22 protein-coding genes and 7 pseudogenes are annotated in these 24077 nt (G+C 67.7%); 14 read left to right on the forward strand and 15 right to left on the reverse strand.

The window, feature by feature from the left end; genetic code table 11:
• Position 1: 1 nt before the first annotated feature.
• The 3 genes from M2283_RS46450 to M2283_RS46460 form a co-directional block, all read right to left on the reverse strand.
• The gene (locus tag M2283_RS46450; protein ID WP_280882655.1) at positions 2-586 is read right to left on the reverse strand and encodes a nucleotide exchange factor GrpE; all 585 of its coding nucleotides are present in this window, start codon (positions 584-586) and stop codon (positions 2-4) included.
• 10 nt (positions 587-596) lie between these two features.
• The gene (dnaK, locus tag M2283_RS46455; RefSeq protein ID WP_280882656.1) at positions 597-2513 is read right to left on the reverse strand and encodes a molecular chaperone DnaK; all 1917 of its coding nucleotides are present in this window, start codon (positions 2511-2513) and stop codon (positions 597-599) included.
• A 303-nt stretch (positions 2514-2816) separates the two neighbouring features.
• On the reverse strand, positions 2817-3122 hold the full coding sequence (locus M2283_RS46460) for a general stress protein (protein ID WP_280882657.1): 306 nt from the start codon (positions 3120-3122) through the stop codon (positions 2817-2819).
• Positions 3123-3323: 201 nt separating this feature from the next.
• On the opposite strand from M2283_RS46460, the gene M2283_RS46465 reads away from it, so the two are divergent.
• Together M2283_RS46465 and M2283_RS46470 are read left to right on the forward strand one after the other, a co-directional pair.
• Positions 3324-5084 (forward strand): PucR family transcriptional regulator, encoded by a 1761-nt coding sequence (locus M2283_RS46465; protein ID WP_280882658.1) that lies wholly within the window; start codon positions 3324-3326, stop codon positions 5082-5084.
• 139 nt (positions 5085-5223) lie between these two features.
• Entirely contained in the window at positions 5224-5604 is a 381-nt protein-coding gene (locus M2283_RS46470) for a hypothetical protein (RefSeq protein WP_280882659.1), read from the forward strand.
• A gap of 12 nt (positions 5605-5616) precedes the next feature.
• Here the strand turns inward: M2283_RS46470 and M2283_RS46475 are convergent, their stop codons facing one another.
• Positions 5617-6141 carry a GNAT family N-acetyltransferase gene (locus M2283_RS46475; protein WP_280882660.1) on the reverse strand — a complete coding sequence of 175 codons (525 nt, stop codon included), beginning with the start codon at positions 6139-6141 and terminating at the stop codon, positions 5617-5619.
• An 808-nt stretch (positions 6142-6949) separates the two neighbouring features.
• On the opposite strand from M2283_RS46475, the pseudogene M2283_RS46480 reads away from it, so the two are divergent.
• From M2283_RS46480 to M2283_RS46490, 3 genes and pseudogenes are all read left to right on the forward strand, one after another.
• A pseudogene (locus M2283_RS46480) lies at positions 6950-7118 on the forward strand (IS1380 family transposase); the annotation flags it as partial.
• Between the two features lie 374 nt (positions 7119-7492).
• A complete protein-coding gene (locus tag M2283_RS46485) occupies positions 7493-8299 on the forward strand; it encodes an SDR family oxidoreductase (RefSeq protein WP_280882661.1) in 807 nt (268 codons plus the stop codon).
• A 36-nt stretch (positions 8300-8335) separates the two neighbouring features.
• Positions 8336-9220, forward strand: coding sequence for a helix-turn-helix transcriptional regulator (locus M2283_RS46490; protein WP_280882662.1), 885 nt, complete (start codon positions 8336-8338; stop codon positions 9218-9220).
• Positions 9221-9307: 87 nt separating this feature from the next.
• Here M2283_RS46490 and M2283_RS46495 read toward each other — a convergent pair.
• Positions 9308-10035 (reverse strand): annotated as a pseudogene (locus M2283_RS46495) (transposase).
• A 93-nt stretch (positions 10036-10128) separates the two neighbouring features.
• On the opposite strand from M2283_RS46495, the pseudogene M2283_RS46500 reads away from it, so the two are divergent.
• Positions 10129-10613 (forward strand): annotated as a pseudogene (locus M2283_RS46500) (hypothetical protein).
• Positions 10614-10925: 312 nt separating this feature from the next.
• Positions 10926-11372: a hypothetical protein gene (locus M2283_RS46505; protein WP_280882663.1), complete on the forward strand. Its 447-nt coding sequence runs from the start codon at positions 10926-10928 to the stop codon at positions 11370-11372.
• A 59-nt stretch (positions 11373-11431) separates the two neighbouring features.
• Here the strand turns inward: M2283_RS46505 and M2283_RS46510 are convergent, their stop codons facing one another.
• Positions 11432-12052 (reverse strand): NADPH-dependent F420 reductase, encoded by a 621-nt coding sequence (locus M2283_RS46510; protein ID WP_280882664.1) that lies wholly within the window; start codon positions 12050-12052, stop codon positions 11432-11434.
• Positions 12053-12376: 324 nt separating this feature from the next.
• Positions 12377-13111 (reverse strand): SDR family NAD(P)-dependent oxidoreductase, encoded by a 735-nt coding sequence (locus M2283_RS46515; protein ID WP_280882665.1) that lies wholly within the window; start codon positions 13109-13111, stop codon positions 12377-12379.
• A gap of 106 nt (positions 13112-13217) precedes the next feature.
• Between M2283_RS46515 and M2283_RS46520 the strand changes: the two genes are divergently transcribed.
• Together M2283_RS46520 and M2283_RS46525 are read left to right on the forward strand one after the other, a co-directional pair.
• Positions 13218-13850, forward strand: a complete 633-nt coding sequence (locus M2283_RS46520; RefSeq protein ID WP_280882666.1) for a TetR/AcrR family transcriptional regulator — start codon at positions 13218-13220, stop codon at positions 13848-13850.
• Between the two features lie 97 nt (positions 13851-13947).
• Positions 13948-14651, forward strand: a pseudogene (locus M2283_RS46525) (CocE/NonD family hydrolase C-terminal non-catalytic domain-containing protein); the annotation flags it as partial.
• Positions 14652-15006: 355 nt separating this feature from the next.
• Here the strand turns inward: M2283_RS46525 and M2283_RS46530 are convergent.
• Positions 15007-15378, reverse strand: coding sequence for a helix-turn-helix transcriptional regulator (locus tag M2283_RS46530; RefSeq protein ID WP_280882667.1), 372 nt, complete (start codon positions 15376-15378; stop codon positions 15007-15009).
• A gap of 239 nt (positions 15379-15617) precedes the next feature.
• Here M2283_RS46530 and M2283_RS46535 point away from each other — a divergent pair, with 239 nt between their 5' ends.
• On the forward strand, positions 15618-15992 hold the full coding sequence (locus tag M2283_RS46535; RefSeq protein ID WP_280882668.1) for an STAS domain-containing protein: 375 nt from the start codon (positions 15618-15620) through the stop codon (positions 15990-15992).
• 16 nt (positions 15993-16008) lie between these two features.
• Here M2283_RS46535 and M2283_RS46540 read toward each other — a convergent pair.
• Together M2283_RS46540 and M2283_RS46545 are read right to left on the reverse strand one after the other, a co-directional pair.
• Positions 16009-16194, reverse strand: a pseudogene (locus M2283_RS46540) (zinc ribbon domain-containing protein); the annotation flags it as partial.
• Positions 16195-16279: 85 nt separating this feature from the next.
• Positions 16280-16507, reverse strand: a pseudogene (locus M2283_RS46545) (RNA-guided endonuclease TnpB family protein); the annotation flags it as partial.
• 131 nt (positions 16508-16638) lie between these two features.
• On the opposite strand from M2283_RS46545, the gene M2283_RS46550 reads away from it, so the two are divergent.
• Positions 16639-17451, forward strand: coding sequence for an amidohydrolase family protein (locus M2283_RS46550; RefSeq protein ID WP_280882669.1), 813 nt, complete (start codon positions 16639-16641; stop codon positions 17449-17451).
• 902 nt (positions 17452-18353) lie between these two features.
• Positions 18354-18689 carry a MerR family transcriptional regulator gene (locus M2283_RS46560; protein WP_280882670.1) on the forward strand — a complete coding sequence of 112 codons (336 nt, stop codon included), beginning with the start codon at positions 18354-18356 and terminating at the stop codon, positions 18687-18689.
• 155 nt (positions 18690-18844) lie between these two features.
• Here M2283_RS46560 and M2283_RS46565 read toward each other — a convergent pair whose 3' ends face one another.
• The 3 genes and pseudogenes from M2283_RS46565 to M2283_RS46575 all read right to left on the reverse strand — a co-directional run bounded on the left by M2283_RS46565 (position 18845) and on the right by M2283_RS46575 (position 20196).
• Complete coding sequence (locus tag M2283_RS46565; protein ID WP_280882671.1) at positions 18845-19279, reverse strand: DUF2267 domain-containing protein; 435 nt, start codon at positions 19277-19279, stop codon at positions 18845-18847.
• Positions 19280-19386: 107 nt separating this feature from the next.
• Positions 19387-19667: pseudogene (locus M2283_RS46570) on the reverse strand (DUF2267 domain-containing protein); the annotation flags it as partial.
• A 94-nt stretch (positions 19668-19761) separates the two neighbouring features.
• Entirely contained in the window at positions 19762-20196 is a 435-nt protein-coding gene (locus M2283_RS46575; protein ID WP_280882672.1) for an Hsp20/alpha crystallin family protein, read from the reverse strand.
• Between the two features lie 126 nt (positions 20197-20322).
• Between M2283_RS46575 and M2283_RS46580 the strand changes: the two genes are divergently transcribed.
• On the forward strand, positions 20323-20973 hold the full coding sequence (locus tag M2283_RS46580) for a type III effector protein (RefSeq protein ID WP_280882673.1): 651 nt from the start codon (positions 20323-20325) through the stop codon (positions 20971-20973).
• 288 nt (positions 20974-21261) lie between these two features.
• Here M2283_RS46580 and M2283_RS46585 read toward each other — a convergent pair whose 3' ends face one another.
• Entirely contained in the window at positions 21262-23247 is a 1986-nt protein-coding gene (locus tag M2283_RS46585; RefSeq protein ID WP_280882674.1) for a heavy metal translocating P-type ATPase, read from the reverse strand.
• Positions 23248-23380: 133 nt separating this feature from the next.
• Here M2283_RS46585 and M2283_RS46590 point away from each other — a divergent pair, with 133 nt between their 5' ends.
• On the forward strand, positions 23381-23770 hold the full coding sequence (locus M2283_RS46590; RefSeq protein ID WP_280882675.1) for an ArsR/SmtB family transcription factor: 390 nt from the start codon (positions 23381-23383) through the stop codon (positions 23768-23770).
• Positions 23771-23868: 98 nt separating this feature from the next.
• Here the strand turns inward: M2283_RS46590 and M2283_RS46595 are convergent, their stop codons facing one another.
• Positions 23869-23991, reverse strand: a complete 123-nt coding sequence (locus M2283_RS46595; RefSeq protein WP_280882676.1) for a hypothetical protein — start codon at positions 23989-23991, stop codon at positions 23869-23871.
• Positions 23992-24077: the final 86 nt, after the last annotated feature.

A 24077-nucleotide genomic window follows, 5' to 3' on the forward strand; every position in this document is an offset into this window, starting at 1 on the left:
CTCACTCCCGCTTGGCGACGATCACGGCGGCAGGCCGCAGTTGCCGCTCGGCCTCCCCGTAACCGGGCCGCAGCACTTGGACCACGGTGTTCGGACCGGCGTCGGGATCCTGGACCACGCCGACCACCTCGTGCCGGGCCGGGTCGAACGGCACGCCGCTCTCTGCGTGGCGCGGGTAACCCAGCCGCTCCAGGACGTTCACGGCCTGGTCACGCACAGCGCGGACGCCTTCGGCAATCGCACCGGGGTCGGCGGTCGCGTGGCTCAGGGCGAGTTCCAGGTTGTCGATGACGGGCAGGAAGGCCGCAGCCGTACGGGCGCGTTCGGCCGCACCCTCCCGCTCCTGCTCCCTGGCGTGGCGTTTGCGCAGGTTGTCGAGGTCTGCCAGGGCGCGGCGCCAGCGGTCCTCGACCTCTCGCAACGCGGCCGCGTATGCGTCGTCAGGTGCGGTGGCGCCGGTTGCGGCGTCGGGCCCCGGCTCGGCCTCCTCGGTCGGCTGTCCGGACTGCGCAAGATCTCCGCGCGGCGGCCGTACGGCGCCTTCCGGCGGCGGGTGGGGCTCTGGGCCCTGCGGTGGGATGGGCATGGCGGGCACCTCAGCCCTTGTCGAACTCGGCGTCGATCACATCGTCGTCGCCCCCGGCGCCGCCCGGCGCGGCCCCGCCGGTACCGGATCCGTCCGGTGAGCCGGCGCCCGCCGGACCGCCCGCGGCGGCTCCCGCCTGATGGGCCGCGAGCCCCGCGAAGACCTGCTGGAGTTCGGATGTCAGCGGACGGACCTTGTCCACCCCGGCCTCGTTCTTGACCGCCTCGCGGGCCTCGGCCACCAGCATCTCGGCGCGGGCCTTCTCATGTGCGGGCGCCGCGTCGCCGAGCTCGCCGAGGTGCTTTTCGACCTGGTAGGCGATGGCGTCCAGTTCGTTGCGGGCGTCGACCGCCTCGCGCAGGGCCTGGTCCTGGCCGCGGTTGCGGTCGGCCTCCTGGACCATCCGCTCGACCTCGCCGCGGTCGAGGTTGGAGCTCTCGCTGATGGTGATGCCCTGCTCCTTGCCGGTGTCCTTGTCCCGCGCGGTGACGTTGAGGATGCCGTTGGCATCGACGTCGAAGGTGACCTCGACCTGCGCCTCGCCGCGCGGCGCGGGGCGGATGTCGGTGAGCTGGAAGCGACCCAGGACCCGGTTGTCGGCGGCCCTCTCCCGCTCCCCCTGCAGGACGACGACGTCGACGGCGGGCTGGTTGTCCTCGGCGGTGGAGAAGGTCTCGGTGCGGCGCACCGGGATGGTGGTGTTCCGCTCGATGATCTTCGTCATCACGCCACCGCGTGTCTCCACGCCCAGCGACAACGGGGTGACATCGAGCAGCAGGACATCCTTGACCTCGCCCTTGAGGACCCCGGCCTGGATCGCGGCGCCCATCGCCACGACCTCGTCGGGGTTGACGCTCATGTTGGGGTCCTTGCCACCGGTCAGCCTCCGCACCAGGGCCTGGACCGCGGGAATGCGGGTGGAGCCGCCGACGAGGATGACCTCGTCGATGTCGTTGTCACTGACCTTGGCGTCGTCCATGGCCTGCCGCACCGGCCCCAGGCAGCGCTCCACCAGGTCGCCGGTGATCTGCTCGAACGTGGACCGCATGATCGTCGTGGTCAGATGCTTGGGCCCGGAGGCGTCGGCGGTGATGAACGGCAGGCTGACCTGCGTCTGCGTCACCGAGCTGAGCTCCGTCTTGGCCTTCTCGGAGGCCTCGAACAGACGTTGCAGCGCCTGCGGGTCCTTGCGCAGGTCGATGCCGTTCTCCTTCTGGAAGCCGTCGGCGAGCTGGTCGACCAGCCGGCGGTCGAAGTCGTCGCCGCCCAGATGGCTGTCGCCCGCCGTGGACCGCACCTCCACCACGCCGTCGCCGACATCGAGGATGCTCACATCGAAGGTGCCGCCGCCCAGGTCGAAGACGAGCACGGTTTCGTGCTCCTTTTTGTCCATGCCGTAGGCGAGAGCGGCCGCGGTCGGCTCGTTGATGATCCGCAGCACTTCCAGGCCGGCGATCCGTCCGGCGTCCTTGGTAGCGGTGCGCTGGGCGTCGTTGAAGTAGGCGGGCACCGTGATGACCGCCTCCGTGACCCGCTCACCCAGTTGCTTGGAGGCGTCGTCGGCCAGCTTGCGCAGCACCTGCGCGCTGATCTCCTCGGGCGCGTAGAGCTTGTCGCGCACCTCGAAGCGGGCGGCGCCGCCGTCTCCCTCGACCACGTCGTACGCGACGGCCTTGGCCTCCTCGGAGATCTCGTCGAAGTGCCGGCCGATGAACCGCTTGGCCGAGTAGATGGTGCCCTTGGGGTTGAGGATCGCCTGGCGTCGGGCCAGCTGGCCCACCAGGCGCTCACCGGTATCGGTGAAGGCCACCACAGACGGCGTCGTGCGGTTGCCCTCGCTGTTGGGTACGACCCTCGACTCGCCGCCCTCCCAGACGGCGATCACCGAGTTCGTGGTGCCCAGGTCGATGCCTACTGCCTTGGCCATGAGGAACTCCTTCCGCAACGGGCGGCCCCGTTCGCCCTCGGAGTCGCGCCCGGTCTTCCACACTCGCTCAGATGACGGCGGGACCACTCCGCGGGCGGCTGCTCTTCCAAGCCCCGCTACCTGTGCTGGTGCCGGTCAGCTCGGCCGGCAGCTGCACCGCCTCGCCGGCGACGACATCGCACCGGCTGGGCTACATGAAGCTCACCGAGGCGGGGCCCCGGCGGCCACGCTGGGCCGCGTGCGCCAGCAGGCCGAGCAGAGCACCGGCGAGTGCTCCGCAAACCAGCCCTTACAGGGCGAGGATCAGTCCGACACGAACAGGTCCAGCCAGTTCAGCAGCCCGAATATCCACCCGCCCAGTGCACCGCTCGCCGCGCCGTGCAGCGCGGCCCCGCCATGTCCCATCCGGCCGGCCACCTGCTCGACCAGGCACACGTCCTTCCCGATGAGGGCCATCCTGTCTACGGGAAAACCCTGATCGGAAAGGTGGTCGACGGCGCGTTCCGCGTCGTGGTAGCTCGTGAAGGAGACGATGGTCCTGCGGGCCTGCTCGTTCGTCAGCCAGTCCTTCCTGCCACGGCCACCGGCGCGCCCAGCGATCCCTGACAAGCCCAGCGTGGCAAGGAGCAGCGCGCTCCGCCTGACCCCGGCAGGTCAGAAATCGACGCAGTCGGTCGGTCCACGAGAACAAGGCCCAAATTCGGACAAGTCCGAGGTTCTTGCCTAGGCTGGGTGCTGAGGGCTCGCCCAGGCGTGGATCCCACGGCTCGCTCGATCGCCTCCGATGACCGGAGGAGAACGGAGTGATCAATGGACCGCCATCCGTCACGGAGACTGTCCCCTCACGTCTCCGACCAGGAAGTGCCCCGCCACCCGAGCAACACCGCAGGCACCGAACGGCACGGCCCCCGTCCGCTCGCAGCGCTGGACCCACACGGGCTGCTGGTGCTGGCCCACACCCTGTTCACATGCGCGGAGCAGAGTGAAATCGTGCGGTTGGCCATGCGGCACGTCAGTGCCCTTGGTCCCTACCACGCCGAGGCCGGATACCTCGCGACGGGCGACGGTTTGTCCCGCGTCCCCGGCCCCGACGCGGGAGCGCCGATGGTCGACGACGCACGGATGAAGGAGCTGGGCGAGGCTGACGGCTCCGTATCCCTTCCAGAGCGGTCCTGGAACTGGGCGTTCGGCCTGCGCCGGGCCGGCCGTCTGCTCGGCTACATCGTGGTCTCCTCCACCTCCGGGCCCGATGAGCAGGGGCACTTCCTCCTCTCGACCCTCGTGGGGCTCACATCGGCGGCCCTGACACTGGCGGCCACGCGCCCCGCGCACCACGACAACGCCGGCGAACTGAGCCGACTCCGCACCGAACGGGACACCGCACTGCGGCAGTTGGACACAACGCGCGCCGAGCTGCACATGCAGAAGACCGTGCACGAGACCCTCGCCGGTGTCGCTGCCCGGGGCGGCGGCGAGGACTCCATCACTCAAGCACTGTACGAGCTCACCGGGCTGTCGGCGCTCATCGAGGACCGGTTCGGGAACCTGCGGTCCTGGGCCGGTCCGGACCGGCCCGATCCCTATCCGGTGCGGTCCTCGATCTACCAGGAAGAGATGCTGCGGCAGGTCGCGCGCGAGGCGGGCCCGGTCAGAGTCAAGGACCGGCTGATCGCCCTGGCCCGCCCGCGCGGCGATGTCCTCGGCGTACTCGCCATCGAGGACCCCGAAGCGACGGCCAACGAGCACACCAGGTTCGCCTTGGATCACGCCCAGCGGTCGCTCGCCCAGGAACTCATGCATATGCGCGAACTCACCGAGGTCGAACTGCGGCTGCGCCGCCAACTGATCGACGACCTGTTGGAGGGCACTGACGAGACGAGCGCCTACGCCCGGGCCGAAGCTGTCGGCCACGACCTGCAACGTACCCACTACGTGGTCGTGGTGCACTGGCCGGGCAACGCCGCGAACAGCTCCTTCACCCGCGCCGTCGAGCAAGCGACGGCCACCACAGCGACCCGTCCGCTGATCACCCGTCGCGGCGACCGGGTGGTCATGCTGACTCAAGCAAGGCCCAACGACAATGCCGTGCACGCGGCGCTGGCCCAGGAGCTGGGGACGCCCGACGGAGCGATCGGGGTGAGCACCCGTTGCGACTCCCCGGACGGCGTTCCCCGCTGCTATCAGGAGGCGCTGCGGGCCCTGGAGGTGCGTCAGAACTCCCGCCAGCGCAGCGGGACGACGTTCTTCGACGAACTCGGGCTGTACCGGATCCTGGGGCCCGGCAACGACCTCCGGGAGCTCGAAGGCTTCGTGCGAGAGTGGCTCGGCCAGCTCATCGACTACGACGCAGGGCACGACACCGAGTTGGTGGAGACGCTCTCGCGCTACTTCGACTGCGGAGGCAATTACGACGATGCGGCCGCCGCGCTGACGGTCCACCGCAGCACCCTGCGCTACCGGCTGCAGCGCATCCGTGAGATCAGTGACCGCGATCTGACGGATGCGGACACCCGGCTCAATCTGCAGGTGGCAACGCGTGTCTGGAAGATCATCCTGGGTGGGCGGCGCTGACCGCGGATACCCGGAAGGCCGGCGCAGCGGGGCAGCGCGGCACTCCAACAGGTCGCCTGTGACATCGCCGGACACATCAAACCAGTCAAAGTCGATGCCCAGGGGTCCCCAGCAGGCCCGGAGATTCGAGGTTCAGGTGGTGTCCGCCCTGCTGGTGCTCCACAAAGGGGCCGCCGAGACCACCGCCGTGACCGAGGCTGAACAGGAAACCGCGCCGGTGCCGGGCTCGATTGTGCCACCTTGGCGCGAAGGATTGCCGGTGACGGTACTCGCGCCGGACTACCAGCGGATCCCCGGCGTCCTCGACGAGCGACTGTCGGCGGGCCAAGGACCGCTGAAAGTCAAGGAGATCACCGTGGAGCTGGGCCTTCAGGCGACGTCGGCGCAGGCCGAAGGGGCGCGCTCGAAGGCCAGGCGCCTGGCGGACCGCGAGTGGCTCGTGCAGGAGACGTCGGAGATGTTGCGCCCGACCCGGCCGCCCGTGCCCGCGCCAGACGCCGCCCCATCCGCGCAAGATTGATTAAATGCAATTTTAGAACAGGTAGCCGAGTAGGTCGACGGAGCCTTCGTCCCACGAATCTCCCGAAAGCATCTTCACCATCATCTCGGCGATGGGCTTTTCTGCTATCCCGAGAGTCTCATGATCGTTGATCATGAGCCATTTCGCACAGTTCGCCACCTTCTCGTATCCGTTGGCAAGGTAGATACGTGGGTCATCTGCGAAGAGGAGAATCGCATCGACCCCAGAGGTGCGCGCCGCGGCTTCGACTTCCGCCAAAAGACGGCTCGCGATCCCACGAGAACGCGCCGAAGCGGCGACACAAAGGTCAATTATGCCAAAAATTCGCAACGCTGTATCACCGTTCTTGATCATTCGGTGATCAATGCCCACCTGGGCAGCAAGGATGCCATCCTCCCAAGCCAGGTGTCTGAGGTGAGGCAGCTGCTTGTAGTAGGTGCGTGAAGGGTATTGAGGAAAGCATGCGGAAAGCAATTCTTGAATTGCTTCGCGGCTGCTTGAGTCAATCTCATGTTCAGCTTTGGTTTCAGTTTTCACTGCCACTCCATCAATTGGGCTGACAAAAGGACCGTATCAGCGGCTGAAGAGAGGGTGCCAAGATCTTTTCGACGGGCGCAAGTTCTTTTGCCGAACCACCAGCCCGTGGTCGCAGGTGTGACATCTTCCGCGAGAGGAAAAATCGCACAGAAAGGACCATTGTGGCAAATCTATACCAGGTCTCCATCAATGATGGGCTCTTTGGCCTGGTGGACGGCGGTGCGGTTCCTAGCGAAACGGCTGACTGGTCAAACGGGTTCGCCGTTCCTATGGCGTAAGGAGCACTGATCGTGACTGGAATCAATGCCAGCAATGTGCGGGCCGCTGTGGAAGAGTTGAATAGCAGCCAAGCTGGCACATCCTCGGATTCCTTGGAGGAGGTTGTCGAGGCCAGCGTGAATGCCCCGGCGGCCCAACCATGCGTAGAGTACCTTGGAAAAAGGCCCCGCTTGGTATCGAGTACGCGCCCACGTCAGGGTCGTAAAATCCTTCGCGACCGGGTGAGCACGGAACCGGTCGAGGACTATCTCCTCGAAACGTGGCCAGCACCTCCAGCCAGCGTCACCATTCTGTGGGCGAGTGACCGAAGCCAGCAAAGCCTGCTCACGCCGCAGTGCAGTGCCGTGCAAGCGTCTGAATCTTCGATTGAACTGAACCATCCTGTCGGAAAGCCTGATTGAGAAACCCGAAGAAGCCATGATGGACGAGGCGAGCTCCCCATCTGACGCTGGCCACGGCGTGTTGCCGCCGGCATCGTGCTGCACCCGCCCGCCGCCCGAAGATGGCAGCGGGCCGTCCGCAAAAGAGCAGGACGACCACCGCCACCATCCGTGATCGCCTGATCAACGTGCTCGCCAGCCTGGCCCGCTCCGCCCGCCGCCTCACCCTGCACCTGCCCGAACGCTGGCCCTGGAGCGAGGACTTCACCCAGCTGTTCAGCACGGTGCAGGCACCGCCGACCCTCTGACGCTCCCTGACCGACCTGCCCGACCTGCCCGAAAGGGCCCGAGACCTGCGGACAAAGCGGAAGAGCTGGGCAGACCAGCGGCCACTCCATGCCCGAATCCGCAACTCAGCCCCAACACGGCCCTGCACGACCCCGAAACGACCAACCGGGAATCAAGCCGGCGGATCCGGGCTGAATCAGCGCACCAGGCAAGGGGGGATCTCGCAGTACCTGTATCACCAGGGTCTCCCAGACGTCCGGAACGCCTGTCAATCTGAGTGAGTCGAAAGCGCCGACAACACTCCATGGAAACGCACTGCAGCTTTACCCCATCAGTTCAATTCAGCTGCCCCGAATGCGTGACCGTGTCGGCGCATTCTTCCACGACAGAAGGGACGAAGACCAATGACGGACAACCAATTCACCACTCACACAGAACTTTTCGACCTGAGGGGAAAGTACGCCCTTGTCACTGGCGGCACCAGAGGCATTGGGATGATGATAGCGCGCGGCCTTCTCCAGGCGGGCGCCCGCGTCGTCATCAGCTCACGCAACGCAGACACGTGCGCGGAGGCACAGCGTCTACTGTCCGAATTCGGCGACGTGCGAGCAATCCCCGCCGACCTGTCCAGGCACGACGAGTGTCAGCGCCTCGCTGATCTTGTCCAGGCCGACTCGGACCGCCTGGACATCCTTGTCAACAACGCGGGAGCGATGCGGCGCGAGCCGCTGGAGACGTTCCCGGACGAGGCCTGGGACGCAGTGCTCGACCTCAACCTCAAGTCGCCGTTCTGGCTGGTGCAGGCACTGCTCCCGGCACTTCGTAAGGCGGGCACCGCCGATGATCCCGCACGGATCATCAACATCGGCAGCATCGCCGCCATCCACGTCGCCCCGTCGCCCAACTACTCGTACGCCAGCAGCAAAGCGGCACTCCATCAACTCACCAGGGTACTTGCCAGGGAGCTGGGTCCACAGCACGTCACGGTGAACGCGGTAGCACCGGGAGTGTTCCCGTCGCAGATGATGGACTCCACGATCGATGCCATCGGCGACACGATCGCGGCGGCGGCCCCTCTGCGCCGGCTCGGCCGCGACGACGACATGGCGGGTGCCGCCGTGTTTCTCGCCAGCCGGGCTGGGTCCTACCTCACGGGCGCCATCATCCCGGTGGACGGCGGTACCGCAACGACCGCATCGGGTATCCATTAAACTGCGGGACGGGCTTACGGTGAGGAGATAACCGCGATGGATCTACGCACCGAGATCCGGGAGTTTCTCAGCTCACGTCGCGCCCGCATCGCACCCGAGCAGTCGGGCCTGCCCGCTTACGGCGGCAACCGCCGGGTCAAAGGTCTGCGCCGCGAGGAGGTCGCGCTACTGGCGGGGGTATCGGTCGACTACTACGTGCGCATGGAGCGCGGCAGCCTCGCCGGTGCCTCCGACGGCGTGCTCGAGGCGTTGGCCTCTGCCTTGCAGCTCGACGAAGCCGAGCGCGACCACCTGTTCCACCTCGCACGCCAATCGAGGGCGCCCCGCAGCCCAGGCCGGCGCAGGCCTGCCGTGGCGGTGCGCTCGACGCTGCAGCAGGTACTCGACGCGATCTCCGATGCGCCGGCCTGGATCGGTAACGGCCGTTATGACGTGCTCGCCATGAATCAACTCGCTCGCGCGCTGTATTCACCGGTGCTGGCCGACCCGCGACGGCCCGCGAACACAGCGCGGTTCGTCTATCTGAACCCCGAGGCGGCCAGAGATTTCTTTGTCGACTACGACCAGGTTGCCGGTGGCGTGGCCGCGAAGCTACGCATGGAAGCCGGCCGCAATCCGCACGACGAGGAACTGATCGCCTTGGTCGGCGAACTGTCAACGTGCAGTGAGCTATTTCGGCAGCGGTGGGCATCTCAGGACGTGCGGCTGCACCGGTCCGGCCGCAAGCGTATGCACCATCCGATCGTGGGCCAGCTCGACTTGGACGTCGAATCCCTGGAACTGCCCGCCGAACCCGGCCTGCACCTCAACGTCTACACCGCACCCGCGGGCACACCGACCGCTGACAATTTAGCGCTCCTGGCGTCGTGGGCGGCCACCCAACAGACGCTGGCGACCGAGTTCGAAGCACACAACGGATAGTCCAACCCCTTCAGCCGTACTAAGGGTTGCCCCGTAAAGATCTTTGAGTCGCCTCGGGCATAGCGGGCCACCGTGCCACCTGTCGAGCTACTCGGCGAGGACGAGGTTGTGCATCCGGGCGATGCCGAGCATGGCGTGGGGAGCGCCGTCACCTTTCAGGCGGCAGTCGCGGAGAATCTTCCAGGTCTTCATGTGGGCGAAGACGTGCTCGACGCGGGCTCGGACCTTGCGGTGCGAGCGGTTGTGTTCTGCTTTCCAGGCAGGGAGTTCGGTCTGGCCGGGTTCGCGGCGGTGCGGGATGAGCGGGCCGGTGCCCCGTAGCCGCCGTCGGCGATGACCGTGGTGTGGCCGACGGTGCCCTTCGTGCCGGACAGCTCCCACGCCGTGCAGTCGTTGCGGTTGCCGGGCACGGCCGGCCGACGGCGACGACGAGCCGGGTGTCGGCGTCGACGACGACCTGGTGGTTGGTGGAGTACCGGTAGTTCTTGGACTGCTCGGCGACCTGGTGGTCGCGGGTGGGGACCAGGGTGCCGTCCACGATGAGAACGGTGTCCTTGGCGAACCGCTTGCGGGGCCGGAGTGCGAGCAGGGGCCCGAGGTAGTTGATGACTCGGCCGGCCGTGGACTTCGAGACGCCGAACAGCGGAGCGAGCTGCCGCAACGTCAGATTGGTACGCACTCCACGGCCGGTCTCGGTGGACCACATCTGCTCCATCGCGCCGCAACGTGGTCAGCAACTTGCCGAAGCAGCGCGGGCTCAGCCCTGTGAACGGGGCTATCCAGGACGGCTCCAATGCCGTGATCACACTCGCCATATCGTGATCATCAATCAGGCTGGCCCAATGCCGAGACAATCCCACAGCTACGCTGATCGGGGCCGTCCACAGTGAGCAAGACCGGGGGAAACCGTGAACCGACCGCCGCTGTTTCTCGACGTGGACGGGCCGCTCAACCCCTACACGGCCCAGCCGGAGAGGCGTCCCGACGACGCCCCCTACGTGTCTGGCTCAACCCAGAGCACGGACGAATCCTGCTCCAGCTCGGCTTCGAGGTGTGCTGGGCCACCACATGGATGGACGACGCCAACCGGTGGATCGCACCGGTCCTCGGCCTTCCGGAACTTCCCTTCGTCGACTTCGGCGACGTCCTACTCCAAGAACGCCCCGATGGAGTCCACTGGAAGACCGAGCCGCTGGTGGACTACGCAGGCGGCCGTCCTTTCGCCTGGGTGGACGACGAGCAGAGTGAGCTGGATCAGACGTACGTGACCGCCCACCATCAAGGGCCCGGGCTCCTGCACCACGTCAACCCGCGGATCGGCCCACGAGAGAACGACTTCCACACGCTCGCCGACTTCGCCAGTTCCCTGGACACCTCACGAACCACCGGCTGAGCACCTCGCCAGCTCTTCAGGTTGCTCCGTACTCGTGAGCCGAAGGACGGAAGTTGTCACCAGGGGAGGCAGAAGATCCGGTGTACAGGACCGGTTGAAGCGGCCTGGTTGTCACAAGCAAGGCACGCGGCTTGTCACACATGCGAATTCGGTGTCGGCGGCCCTTCTGTCACCAGAAGCGAAGATCGACAGCCTCTGGCTCCCCGAGACGACATGCGGCAACACTTCACCACAACCGCGTCCTGCTCCTGTGCGTCCTACTACTGAGCGCCGGCAGAAGTCGGCTACCCCGGGGGGATCGGGACGCGAGTCATGCAGAAGTACGCGATCGTCCAGCACATCACACGGTTCTTCTGGCCCCCGCGTGGTGCAAGACGGCAGCCGCCCACGTTCGCCCGGCAACTGGTGGGGCTCTGGCTGTTCGCGCTTGCCTTCGGGGCCGGGCTCACCGCGATCGGCTGGGACGACGAGTTCGGCATGGCACTGCTGCTCCTCTTTTATGGCGACATCATCGACGGAGTGCGGTACCGCTGGACGGCCATACTGGCCGCGCTAACAGTCCTGTCGGCTGCCAGCCGGCTCACAAGAGCCGTCCTGCCCGGCTCCCTCGACGATGCCTGGGCGCAGAGCGTTGGCTCCGCTGTCGGTGTCACGCTCGGGCTGGCAGTGAGCGCCGCGATCACACGGCTTCCGGAACGCCGACCACATCGGCCCGCCGGCGGACACGACTCCGGGTTCAGCGGTCAAGACTCTCCGTAAAGGGAAAGGGGCCGCCGACCACCTCCAAGCTTCGTCGCGAGTATCTCCTCCGGTGCAGCTCAGGCGGGAAGTTCCGTGACGCCGAGGGCGAAGTCCCAACCCCCCACCCCGTGGCGGGCGAGGCCCATCGTGAGCACACCCGCTCCTTCCAGCCAGTGCGCCATTTCCAGGCCACCGGCGTCCATCGGGCGCATCCCGAGGCTCTTGATGAACGCCTCCACGCCCGCCTTGGCCTGCACATTGTCGCCAGCGATGAAGACGTCGGGCCGGCCGTTCTCCAGGACATGACGGAAGACGGTGTTGAATCCCTTCACCACGCTGGCACCGGCCGGGGCCACCTTGGCGACTTCCTGCGCGATCGAGGTGACCTCGCGGTGGGCCAGACCGTCCAACGTGGAATTGAAGGGGTTGCTAATGTCGACGATGACCTTGCCCGCGAGGGCGTCTCCGTAGTGGGCGACGGCCGGAACGACACCGTCGAACAACAGGGCCACGATGACGATGTCCCCGGCCGGGACGGCGCCCCACTCTCCCTGCGTGGCGCCGCCGAGAGCCTTGGCCAGGTCAGCGGACTTGGAGTGATCGCGGCCCATGACCTCGACAGTGTTGCCGCCCGCTACCGCCAGCGCGCCGATGGTACGGGCCATGTTCCCAGTGCCAATGATGCTGATGCTGCTCATGAGGTGTGCTCTCTTCCTTGTTCTCGGACATCGCTTTGTTTCGTCTGTGCAGAGTTCGGTGCTGGCGGAGGAGCCGGGGCCGACTGGATGCCGGCATCCAGTCGGCGCCGGCTGATATTCCGCCGGTAGGTCGGGATGCGTGAACCTGCCCCTCGGTGACCTGTTCCTAGGAGGTCACAGACATGGGACAGTGGCATCTATGATCGTTACTCCCCGTTCGTGTGCAGTTCCCAGGGCTGCACGCCGAGGACATGCGCAAGGCGCCCCTGCATGTCGACGGCGGACGGCAGCGGGAGCCACCATGTGGTCACCTGGTGAGTCCGTTCAGATCACCGTGGTGCCGCCGTCGGTGGTCAGTTCCAGCCCGTTCACATAGCTTGAGTCGTCCGAGGCGAGGAACAGCGCGACCGTCGCGATCTCCTCGGGGCGGCCCATCTTGCCCCGCGGGATCAGGGACTCGAACTGCCGCTTCGTCTCCTCGTCGAACAACTCCTCCTGCTTGGCCGTGGCGACCTGGCCGGGGGTCAGCACGTTCACCCGGATCCGCCTGTCCCTCAGCTCGTTCAGCCACACACGGGCCCAGGCCTGCTGCACGGCCTTGCTCCCCGCATACACACTCCACCCCGGGAAGCCCCTGAGCGAAGCGTTCGACCCGGTCATGAAGATCGAGCCACCGTCGTTGAGCAGCGGCAGCGCCTTTTGCACGGTGAACAGCGTGCCGCGCGCGTTCAGCGAGAACGCGCGATGGAACTGCTCCTCGGTGATCTCGCCGAGCTTGCCCTGCTCACCCATACCGGCACTCGCCCACAGCACGTCGATCGAGCCCTTGTCCCGCCTGACCGTCTCGTACAAACGGTCCAGGTCGTCCAGGTCGGCCGCGTCCCCCTGCACGGCGGTCACGTTCCGGCCGATCACCTTGACGGCGTCATCCAGCGCCTCCTGCCGCCGGCCCGTGATGAAAACATGAGCCCCTTCCTCGGCGAACAGCTTCGCGCCGGCCAGCGCCATGCCGGTCGACCCGCCCGTGATCACCGCTACCTTGCCATCGAGCTTTCCCACGATTACTCCTTTGTACACCGAGCTGTGTACTTAAAACGTATCCGTCGACCGGCGGGAACGCAAGCTATGTACACCGAGCGGTACCGCGCTGGGCTATGATGGAGTCATGACGAAGCTGGAGAAGGGCCCCCAAGGCCGGCGCCGCGGCAGGGGGGCGCGCGAGCGCATCCTCAGCGCATCACAGCAACTGTTCCGCGCTCAGGGCATCAACCGCACCGGCATGGACCAACTCTGCGCAGTGGCCCAGGTCTCGAAGCGCACGGCCTACCAGCACTTCACCGGCAAGGACGACCTGGTCGCCGAATACCTGCGCCGATTCGATCCCGACATCATGGCCGGAGTGTTCGACCGCACCGACCTCACACCCCGCGAACGACTCCTCGCCGCCTTCGAGGTCCCCACATCCGGCCCAGAGGAACTCACGCCCCTGTGCCCCTACATCGCGGCGACCGTCGAAATCCACGACCCCCAACACCCCGCGTCCCAATACGCACGCGACTACAAGCTCGCCGTCGCCGCGCGGCTCGCCGAAACGGCCCGCGAAGGCGGCGCCGCCAACCCCGAACAGCTCGGCGAACAACTGGCGCTGCTCCTCGATGGCGCCTCGGCCCGCACCCGAGTCCTCAATGCCGAATCCTTCCCCGCCGCCGCCGCCATCGCCGCCGTCCTCATCGACAACGCCCTCCCCGCGACAGACCGGGACCGGGGAAGCGAAAAGGGTGCGGTTCGTTTCGAGTGAAGCTGGGGTTGTGCAGCACATGGCATTGCGGGCTGCAGGGTGCTGATCTTTCGGAACAACAAGGGGTGTGGGACGGGGGGCTGGCGCCGGGTGTGGCCGACTGCCGGACGTGGCCCCCGACGGCAGCGCCACCCAGGTCACCTACGGCGTCCTCAACCTGACGCGCCGGGACAGCGCGGACGAGCCCCCCTGGAACCGGGCCAGCGCGAACGGGCCACGCTGCACCTGAACGGTGTGGCACAGGGCTTCCCGCTGGGCCATCGCATACGGCTCTCCCTGTCCACGTCGTACTGGCCGTTGGCCTGGCCACCGCCGAGGCCCACGCTCCTGACCGTGCACGAGCAACCCTGTCGCCTCGTCCTGCCGGTCCGCCCGACGGCCGAGTCCGACGCGTCGGCCCCGTTCGAGGCGCCCGAGGGCACGGCCCCCCCTCGCGACGACACAGAGCACCCCGCCCGAGCAACGCTGGGAGGTCACTCGCGACCTGATTGACTACGGCGCGGCCTGAACATCGTCAAGGACCGCAGCACCGTCCACTACGACACGATGGACCTCGACGTCGGCTGCCGCGCCGAGGAGCGGTACACCTCGGTCGCCGACGACTTCACGTCACCGGCCGGCGAGGTGACCTGGACGATGACTTTCCGGCGCAGGGACTGGGACGTGCAAGTCCGCACGAACACCCGACTGACCTGCGGCGCCGAGACGTTCCACGTCAACGCCACGCTGGACGCGTACGAGTGCGGTCGACGCGTCGCCTCCCGAACGTGGAACGAGTCGACCCCGAGGGACGCGCTGTAGAGCGTGCGGTTGAGCAGACGACAGGGGGCTCCGGCGGGAGGCTGCCCGCGGAATGCCACCTCGGCAAGGGCTCGGCGGCCTCCCTCCATGCCCCCGTTCCTCTCGGCCTTCTCAGCCCGCGCCCGGCAGCCGGACGGCGAGGGTGCCGGCCGGCTCGATCCGGGTTTCGAAGGACGGCTGCGGCGCTGTCCGACGGGACCGCTCACCACGGCGCCGTCGGACAACCTTTGCCACTCAGCAGCGACCAAGTCCACTTTGCCGCCTGCTTCAAACAGCGCCGCTCACCGCCTGCGCCAGATGGGACAACACGCGGGCCGGCAGATGCCCAGGCGCTCCAGCGCCCAGGTCGCCGCCGTCACCTGGCGGATTCGGAATCACGCTCACGCGGCAATACCGTCGACGACCGCTGTGGTCGTCCATCACGCTGCGCGTCGTGCCGCGCGAGGGCGGAAAGCAGCGCTTCGACCGTCATCCCCGCCTCGGCCGGATGCCGCAGGATGGTCCCCGGCTCGATGCGATACACATTGGTTCGCCCCTGCCGTGTATGCGTGAGATAGCCGTCCTCCTCCAGATCGGAAATGATCTTCTGGACGGCCCTCTCGGTAAGCCTGCACCGCGCGGCGATGTCACGTATGCGGATGCGGTAATCCTCGGCGATCGTGGCCAACACCCGGGCATGGCTGGTGAGGAACGTCCATCCTGCGTGTGTCTCGGATACTCCACCCATGCGCCCCAGTTTAGGACGTGATGTTCACGCATTCAAAGGAGCGAAACAGATTTCATGTATCTCTTGACGCGTTCCATACGCCTGATGAGACTTGTACTGGCAGAGGACAGGCGAACGCTTCGGGAGCGACTGCCATGCCGGAACGCCAACCTTCCGCTCCGCCCAGGAGCAGCGGCCCAGCCATCCCTGCAACGCCGCGCGTCCCAGCGGCGGTCGCCCCGTCGGCTTTCCTGGAGATCGTGACGCATCCGGCCGGGGGCCATACGGTCGTGACGATCTCCGGAGAGATCGACATGGACACGGAACAGACGATGCAACACGCTCTGCGCCTGGCACTGGCCCGGTTTTCCCAAGGCGTGGACCTCGACCTGAGCGGAGTCGGTTTCTGCGACTGTTCCGGCCTCAATGTCCTGCTGCGCGTCCGCTGGATCGCGCTGTCGGACGGAAAGACACTTCGCGTCCGGGCCGTCAGCCCCAGGGTCGAGAGACTATTCGCCCTCACCGACACGTCGTCGCTGTTCACCCAGGCTCGTGCCCCCGTCAACGGGATTGTCCACGCCTTGGCACGACCATTCCGCCACGGCGCACAACCTCGTGACTCCTCCCCCGGTTGAAGCCGGGGGCTTCTCGTTACGCCGGGTTGGCGTTGCGACGGACCAGCCCGGCCCGTAATACGTTGATGGCTCCCACTGTGTCAGTGTGGCCGCAGGCGACGCAGTGGAACTTCTCCTGTGTGGGCCGGTTCTCCTTGGCGGTGTGCCCGCAGTCGGGGCACTGGCGGGAGGCGTTGCGGGGATCTACGGCGATCACTTCCCGGTCGGGTAGCCGGAGCACATTGCTGTGCCCCGGCCCCCTCAGAACCGGACGTGCGACGTTAACCGCATCCGGCTCAAGCAAGCCCCTATGGACGACGCGGGTTCCTGCTTATGAGGCCGTTTGCCGTCGCTGGCATGGTGCTGGCGATGGCAGTCGGCGTGTACGAGACGAAGGTTCGTTCTGCTGTCCGCTCCGCCACCCCCCAACCGGCATCGTTGATCGACCTGTTGAGCCCGGCCTTCGCCGCGGCCCCGTTGTGCAGGAAGAGGCCCGGCCGGCCGGGGTCGGGCTTCGACGCGGGCGCCTTGCTCATATTGCGGACCTTGAGGTCCTCCCGCTTGAGGGGTGGTTGCGGACGACATGTGCTGGTTAAGGCCTAAGTAAGCGATCGCTTATCTTCCGATTGAGCTCAGTCGGAGCGCCATCAGAGAGGCAGGAAACCTGATGCCGGTCATCGATGCGTGGATGCAGCACCCCACGCTCCGCCACTCCAACCACGAAATGTTCGAGTCGTTGCGCCGGTGGACGGGGCGGGGCCTGTTGGAGGAGCAGGTGCCGGTCAAGGCGACGGTGGCCGCGATGGCGGCGGCTGATGTCGAGATTGGCCTTTCGGCGGCCTGGTACGGGCCCCAGGGGGTGCTGATCAGCAATGACGAGGTGGCGGAGTTCGTTGCCCAGTCGGGGGGACGGTTGCGCGGGGTGGCCGGCGCAGACCTCACCCGTCCGGTCCAGGCCGTGCGAGAGGTGCGCCGGGCAGTGGATGAGCTTGGCTTCGTGGCCCTGCGCATCGTGCCTTGGCTGTGGCAACTTCCGCCCACCGACCGGCTGTACTACCCGCTGTACACCGTCTGCGTGGATCTCGGTATCCCGTTTTGCACCCAGGTCGGGCACACCGGCCCACTGCGCCCGTCCGAGACAGGCCGTCCGATCCCTTATATCGACCAGGTCGCGCTCGACTTCCCCGAGCTGACCATCGTGTGTGGTCACATCGGCTATCCGTGGACCACGGAGATGATCGCGGTGGCCGACAAGCACGCGAACGTCTACATCGACACCAGCGCCTACACCGCCCGCCGCTACCCGCCCGAGCTCGTCGAGTACCTGCGCGGCCGGGGCCGCCGGAAGGTGCTGTTCGGCACCAACTACCCCATGATCACCCCCGTCCAGGCGCTGGAACACCTCGACGAGCTGGACCTGGACGAGGAGGCCACCGAGCTGTTCCTGTCCGGCAACGCCCGACGGGTCTTCAGCCTCTGAGCGCACCAGGTCAGCGCCGGGTCCACATGAGGATCGCCGCGAGGTGGAGCGCGACCTCGAGGGGCGAGAGCAAGTTGCTTAGTCCGCAGCACCAGGCCGCGCCGCCGCGTGAACCGATTAGAGCACTGCTCAACGATAGTGCGCTCCTTGCCTGCCTCAGCACCGAAACAGGTGGGCGACCTCCGCAGGCCACAGACATGTTCGACTATGTTTCGGCAGCTCAAGCCCGACGAGCGATCGTTACCCTCCTGCTGTTCATGCGCTCACCTGCATCGGTTCTACCGCTGTGCAGCGCCAGGCGGTGTACCCCCGCTCTACGGCTTCGCACCTGCCCTCCATCTTCCGTTGCAGCTTCCGGCGTGGCCGGATGACAGAACACAGCCACCCCGGCACGCAGAAAATCTGTAGCGGTGGGAGTAGACATTGAGGATCGCGGGGGGCTAATGTCTTGCCCGTAGCCAGGAAGTCAGGAAAGCGCGGCAGACACGAACTGCCACGCACGCAGGACGCAGGCAGGTAGTGGCACGGCAGTGGAGTGGCGGGGCCGGAAGGATCTCGGGGCCCCCTCGCTGACTGCCGGGTCGGGCGGCCCACCGGGGCCGTCAGCAGTACGCAGGACCCGCAGGCGCAAGCAGATGGATCAGAAGGAAGTGAAGGAGGCAGACACCATCAGGATCGCCCGGGCGGAGATAGTCGGCCCGGGTACCGCAGGCCCCGGAACGGAAGGTGGTCCCACGGTCACGCAGACGCGATCCCCGCACGCATCTCCCTCTCACGGGAGAGTGGGCGGACAGAGAAGGCCGGCATCGCAGTAAGCCGGCCGATGGTGTTGGAATTCCCTTGGGGCCCTGGTGCCGTACGGCACCAGGGCCCCCCGATGCGTTCCCGCAAACGAGGTGCGAATGACCGCAGAAGACCCTCTGAGTCGTATCGACGACGACGACTACCCCGCCTACACGATGGGACGGGCCGCCGAGCTGCTCGGCGCCACGCCTGCCTTCCTGCGGGCGATCGGTGAAGCCCGTCTGATCACGCCCTTGCGCTCGGAGGGCGGCCACCGCCGCTACTCCCGCTACCAGCTGAAGATCGCCGCGCGCGCTCGCGAACTCGTCGACCAGGGCATGCCGGTCGAGGCCGCCTGCCGCATCGTCATCCTCGAAGACCAGCTCGAAGAAGCCCGCCGCATCAACGAAGAGCACCGCACCGCGGCAGGGTCGCACCACGCGGCGGACGCCTGACCCGGCCGGCGTCGTACGGCCGTCGGCAGGATGGCGGCCTGCCCGGGCCAGCAGCCCGGAACGCAGGGCCCCGACCATGTCATCGCCGGAGCCCTTTCACGTTCCAGCCGTGTCCTTGACCACCGCAGCCGTTCTCGCTCTGCGGCCCGGGACGGTCAGGCGGGCTGGGTGAGTTCGGCGCGGCCGAACAGCAGTGCGTATCCGGACGGGAGCTGGGTGAGGATGCGGTCCAGGAGGCTGAGGCCGGCCAGGCGGCCGACGACGGCCAGGACGGCTCCGGTATCCCAGCGGGCGGTCGCGGGGGTGGCACCGGTGCGGGCAGCCAGGTCCTTGACGAAGCACCAGCCGGTGAGCGGTTGAGGGGATGGGATCTGGCCGGTGAAGTCCAGGGCGGCCTCCGCAGGGAGGCAGGCGGCGAGTTCGACGCGTTCGTCGCCGGTGAGCTGGCGGCCCAAGGCCTCCAGTACGGCGCGTGTGACGTCCTCGGCCCGCTCCCGGGTGGGATACGCGCCCTCGTAGCGGATTCTTTCCAACATCTGGTGAAACGTCATGCCAGGCCGGGCAAAGGCCGGTTCACGCAGCGGAAGCATGGGGATGCGGTTGCCTTTCTCGTGCAATGGGCTCGTCGCCGGCGGGAAGGGCCGGCCGGATGAGGGACGGCCCTGTGACTGTGCGGGCGGGCCGCGCCTCAGTGGGCTCAGGTGGAGTCGGGGCGGCCGAGGAGAAGGCCGTAGCCCGGGGGGAGCTGGAACAGAATGCGGCGGGTGAGTTCCTCGCCCACCGCACCGGCGGTCACGCTCAGTACGGCGCCGGCATCCCGGGCAGCGGTCTGGTTGGTTGCCCCTCAATCCACGCCGCAGTCGCCCGCAGGAACCGCTCCGGCGGGAGCGGCTGGCTGGCCTGCGGCGGATTGAGGAGAACCAGGGCGAAGGCTTCCGGGAGCCGGACGGCCAGCTCGGCCCGGACCTCACCCACCAGGTCGTAGTGCGAAGGACGGGACGCGGAGAACGGGACCAGAGGGGGAGATCGATGCCCGTTCTCCGCCGTCCGTGCGGTCGAGGGGACTGGCTCCTCAGCCGCCGATCTGCCGGGGCTCGGACGCCCCGCCGATGGTGATCTTGCGGGGCTTGGCGCGCTCGGCGATCGGGATCCGCAGGGTCAGCACCCCTGCTTCGTAGTCGGCCGTGATGCCCTCGGCATCCAGGGTGTCGGCCAGCACCAGCTGCCGGGAGAAGACACCCAGGGGCCGCTCGGAGAGCTCCATCTGCACGTCGTCGGCCTTCGCGACCGGGCGGCGCTCGGCCTTGACGGTGAGCATGTTCCGCTCGACGTCGATGTCGATCGCGTCCTTCGCCACACCCGGCAGGTCGAGGGCGATCACATACTCCTCACCCTCCCGGTAGGCGTCCATCGGCATCGCCGAGGGCCTGGACCAGGTACCGGTCACACCTGTCAACTGCTGAGCGAGCCGGTCGAGTTCGCGGAACGGGTCGGTGCGCATCAACATCGCGAAAACACCTCCACAGGTCTGGCAGGAACTGCCAATGCGCTTCGTCTGACACCGTTGTAACATGTCATCCATGCGATGACAAGTGATATGTCATCCAAACGATGACGGCCTGAGAGGATCTCCATGACCACCTCCCCCGCCCCCCGCGACCCCACCTCGTTCTTCGCCGCCGCGGCAGCGCTGAACACCATCAACGAAGCCGTCCGCACCGCCCAGAACACGCAGACCCCACCACCCGCCGAAGGCGCACAGGCCAGTTCCCAGGAAGTCCTGGCCGCCCTGCTCATGCTGCGCGAACTACGCGACCAACTCGCCGGATGGGAACCCGGACTCATCGAGGCAGCACGCGCGGCAGGCTCCAGCTGGGCCGACCTCGCCCACCCCCTGGGCGTCGCCAGCCGCCAGGCCGCAGAGCGCCGCTACCTGCGGGTACGTCCCGGCACACCCGGCGCCACCGGCGAACAGCGCGTACAAGCCACCCGCAACCGCCGCGCCGCCGACCGCACCCTCACCACCTGGGCCCGCTCCAACGCAGCCGACCTGCGCCAGCTCGCCGGCCAGATCACCGCACTCACCGATCTCCCCACCCAGGCCCACACCCCCCTGACCCGCCTCACCCAAGCCCTCGCCGACAACGACACCGTCAACCTCATCGGCCCACTCACCGACACCCACACACACCTCAAGGCCAACCACCCCGACCTCGCAGCCCGCATCAACACCATCACCCACCACACCGACCAGCTCCGCCAAACCGGCAACGACCACCACTGAACCACCACCCAGAGCCAGGGCTCCGTGCGGACGCGACGCGCGAGCAGACGGTCCAGCACAGCACTGCTCAAGGGAGCACAGATCCACTCCAGTTGATCGGCAGAAGGCAAGATGGTGCAGACTGCGGCCGTCTGCCTCGCGGAACACCCGGGACTCGTAAGCGATCGAGCCCGCTCGTGTCTACCTACGCTGAGTAAGCTCGGCGCCCTTCCGGAAACGTTGCACTCCGATTCATCTATAGCGGTACTACCCCCGGCTTCCTCCGCGCCATCGGCGAAGCACGAATGATCACACCCACTCTGGGGCCTGCCGCCAGGCCGCTTCGCGCAGCAGCCGGAGTCCATTGAGGCCGACGATGACGGTGGAGCCCTCGTGGCCCGCCACACCGAGCGGCAGCGGCAGGGTGCCGGCCAGGTCCCAGGCCACCAGGCCCGCGATGAAGGCACCGGCGATGACCAGGTTCTGCACGACCAGCCTGCGAGCGCGCCGGGACAGGGAGATCACGGCGGGGACGGTGGCGAGTTCGTCGCGGACGATCACGGCGTCCGCGGTCTCCAGGGCGAGGTCGGAGCCCGCCCGCCCCATGGCGACGCCGGTGTGAGCGGCGGCGAGCGCCGGGGCGTCGTTGACACCGTCGCCGACGAGCAGCACCTTGCGGCCGGCGGCCTCCAACTCCCGTACGGCGCACACCTTGTGCTGCGGCAGCAGCCCGGCGCGCACGTCCTCGATGCCGGCCTCGGCGGCGAAGCGAGCAGCGGCGCGCTGGTTGTCGCCGGTCAGCAGCACGGGCGCGGCCCTGGTGAGAGACGTCAGTGCGGCGACGGCGGCGACGGCGTCCGGGCGCAGCCGGTCCGCGATACCGAGCACGCCGGCCGGCATACCGTCCACACTGACCACCACCGCAGTCCGCCCGCCGTCCTCCAACCCGGCGGCGAGCACCGCCGCCGGGGCGGAGCCGGTGTCCGTGGCGGCGACGAGCAACCGGGCCGGTGCGCCGACCGCGACCACGCGCCCGTCGACCGTGGCGGTCACTCCGACGCCGGGCGTGGAGGTGAAGTCCTCCGCCACCGGCAGGGCGAGTCCGCGCTCGCGTGCCGCATCCGCCACGGCCCGGGCCAGCGGATGCTCGCTCGGGTGCTCCGCCGCTGCCGCGAGGACCAGCAACTCGCCTTCGTCCAGACCGGATCCGGGCAGCGGTCGGACGTCGGTGACCCGCGGGGTGCCCTCGGTCAGCGTGCCGGTCTTGTCGAGCGCCACCGCGTCGACCTGCCCCAGCCGTTCCATGACCACGGCTGACTTGACCAGCACACCGTGACGTCCGGCGTTCGCGATGGCGCACAGCAGGGGCGGCATGGTCGCCAGTACGACCGCGCACGGCGAGGCCACGATCATGAAGGTCATGGCCCGCAGCAGTGAGTCGGTGAGGTTCGCGCCGAAGGCGAGCGGGACGAGAAACACCGCGAGGGTCGCCGCCACCATGCCGAGCGAATAACGGTGTTCGACCTTCTCGATGAACAGCTGGGTCGGCGCCTTGGTCTCCGACGCCTCCTTCACCATGCGCACGATCCGGGCGATCACCGTGTCGGAGGCGTCCCGCTCGACACGGACGCGCAGCGCGCCGGTGCCGTTGAGGGTGCCCGCGAAAACCTCGTCGTCCTTCTCCTTGGCGACAGGCAGCGGTTCGCCGGTGATGGTCGCCTGGTCGACGTCGCTCGCCCCGTCCAGCACCCGGCCGTCCGCGCCGACGCGCTCGCCGGGCCGTACGAGGACGATGTCGCCGGCGCCCAACTCCTCGATGGCCACGGTCTCCTCGCGACCGTCGGCGTCGACGCGCGTGGCCGTCGCCGGTGCCAGACCCAGCAGCCCGCGCACGGAGTCGGCCGTCCGCGCCGTGGCCAACACCTCCAGCGCACCGGACGTGGCGAAGATGACGATCAGCAGCGCGCCGTCCATGACCTGCCCAATCGCCGCTGCACCGAGCGCGGCGACGACCATCAAGAGATCGACGTCGAGGGTTTTGCCCTTCAGCGCCATCAGGCCCTCCCAGCCCGGCTCCCACCCGCCGGTGGCGTACGACAGCGCGTACAGCGGACCCCACGCCCACCCCGGAGCGCCGGCCAGTTGCGCCGCCAGCGCGAGCAGGAAGAGGACGGTGGCCGCCATCGCCCAGCGCACCTCGGACAGGGCGAGGACACGGGTGCGGTGCCGAAGGGTGCCGCCATCGCGCGGCGGCGTGGCTGGGTCGGCGTACGGCTGGGTGAGGGTGGAGGTCATCGGAGCGGAAGTCCTTCACGGAGGCATGACGAAACAACGGTCAGCCGGGGAACCGGCCTCGCCTCTCCACAATACAGGACCACATGAAGACCCATTCATGTGTTCATGGGTTCACCTCCGTAAGATGAGTGCCATGGGCCACGGAGCTGACGCCAAGACCACCGCCACCGCGCGCGAACGCCTGGAGGCCGTGGGGGCCTCCGACGTCGCCGCCACGCTCCAGGCCCTGGCCACTCCCTCCCGGTTGCGGATCCTGGCCCGTCTCCAGGAAGGTCCGTGCGCGGCGACCGAACTCGCCGACGCAGTCGGCATGGAGCAGTCCGCCTGCTCCCACCAACTACGTCTGCTGCGCAACCTCGGTCTGGTCACCGGAGAGCGCCGCGGCCGCTCGGTCATCTACGCGCTCTACGACCACCACGTCGCCGAACTCCTGGAACAGGCCCTCTACCACGTCGAGCACCTTCGCCTCGGCCTGCGCGACGCCGCGACGGAGGTCCCGACCGCGACGGTCGGGACCCGCTGAGCCGCTCTCCGGTCCGACGTAAGAACGGGACGGCCAGAGGTCGGGCCGACGGCCTGGGGGGGTCCTACCGCAGCGACGCCCCCAGGCCCGATCCGCCATCAGCCGGTCGTCGCCATCGCCGCAGCCAGTCGCGGTGCCGCGAACTCCGTGCCGCACGTGAACCGCAGCACGGGCCCGAAGGTCGCCGCCGCCTGGATGCCGGTGAAGTACAGGCCCGGCACCGACGACTGCAGCCCGGCGTCGAGGTGCGGGAAGCCGGCCGTGCGGGTCAGCTCGGCCTGCGGTTCGGGGGGCGAGGAAGTCCACC

The organism is Streptomyces pseudovenezuelae, assembly GCF_029892565.1.
GTDB lineage: Bacteria > Actinomycetota > Actinomycetes > Streptomycetales > Streptomycetaceae > Streptomyces > Streptomyces pseudovenezuelae_A.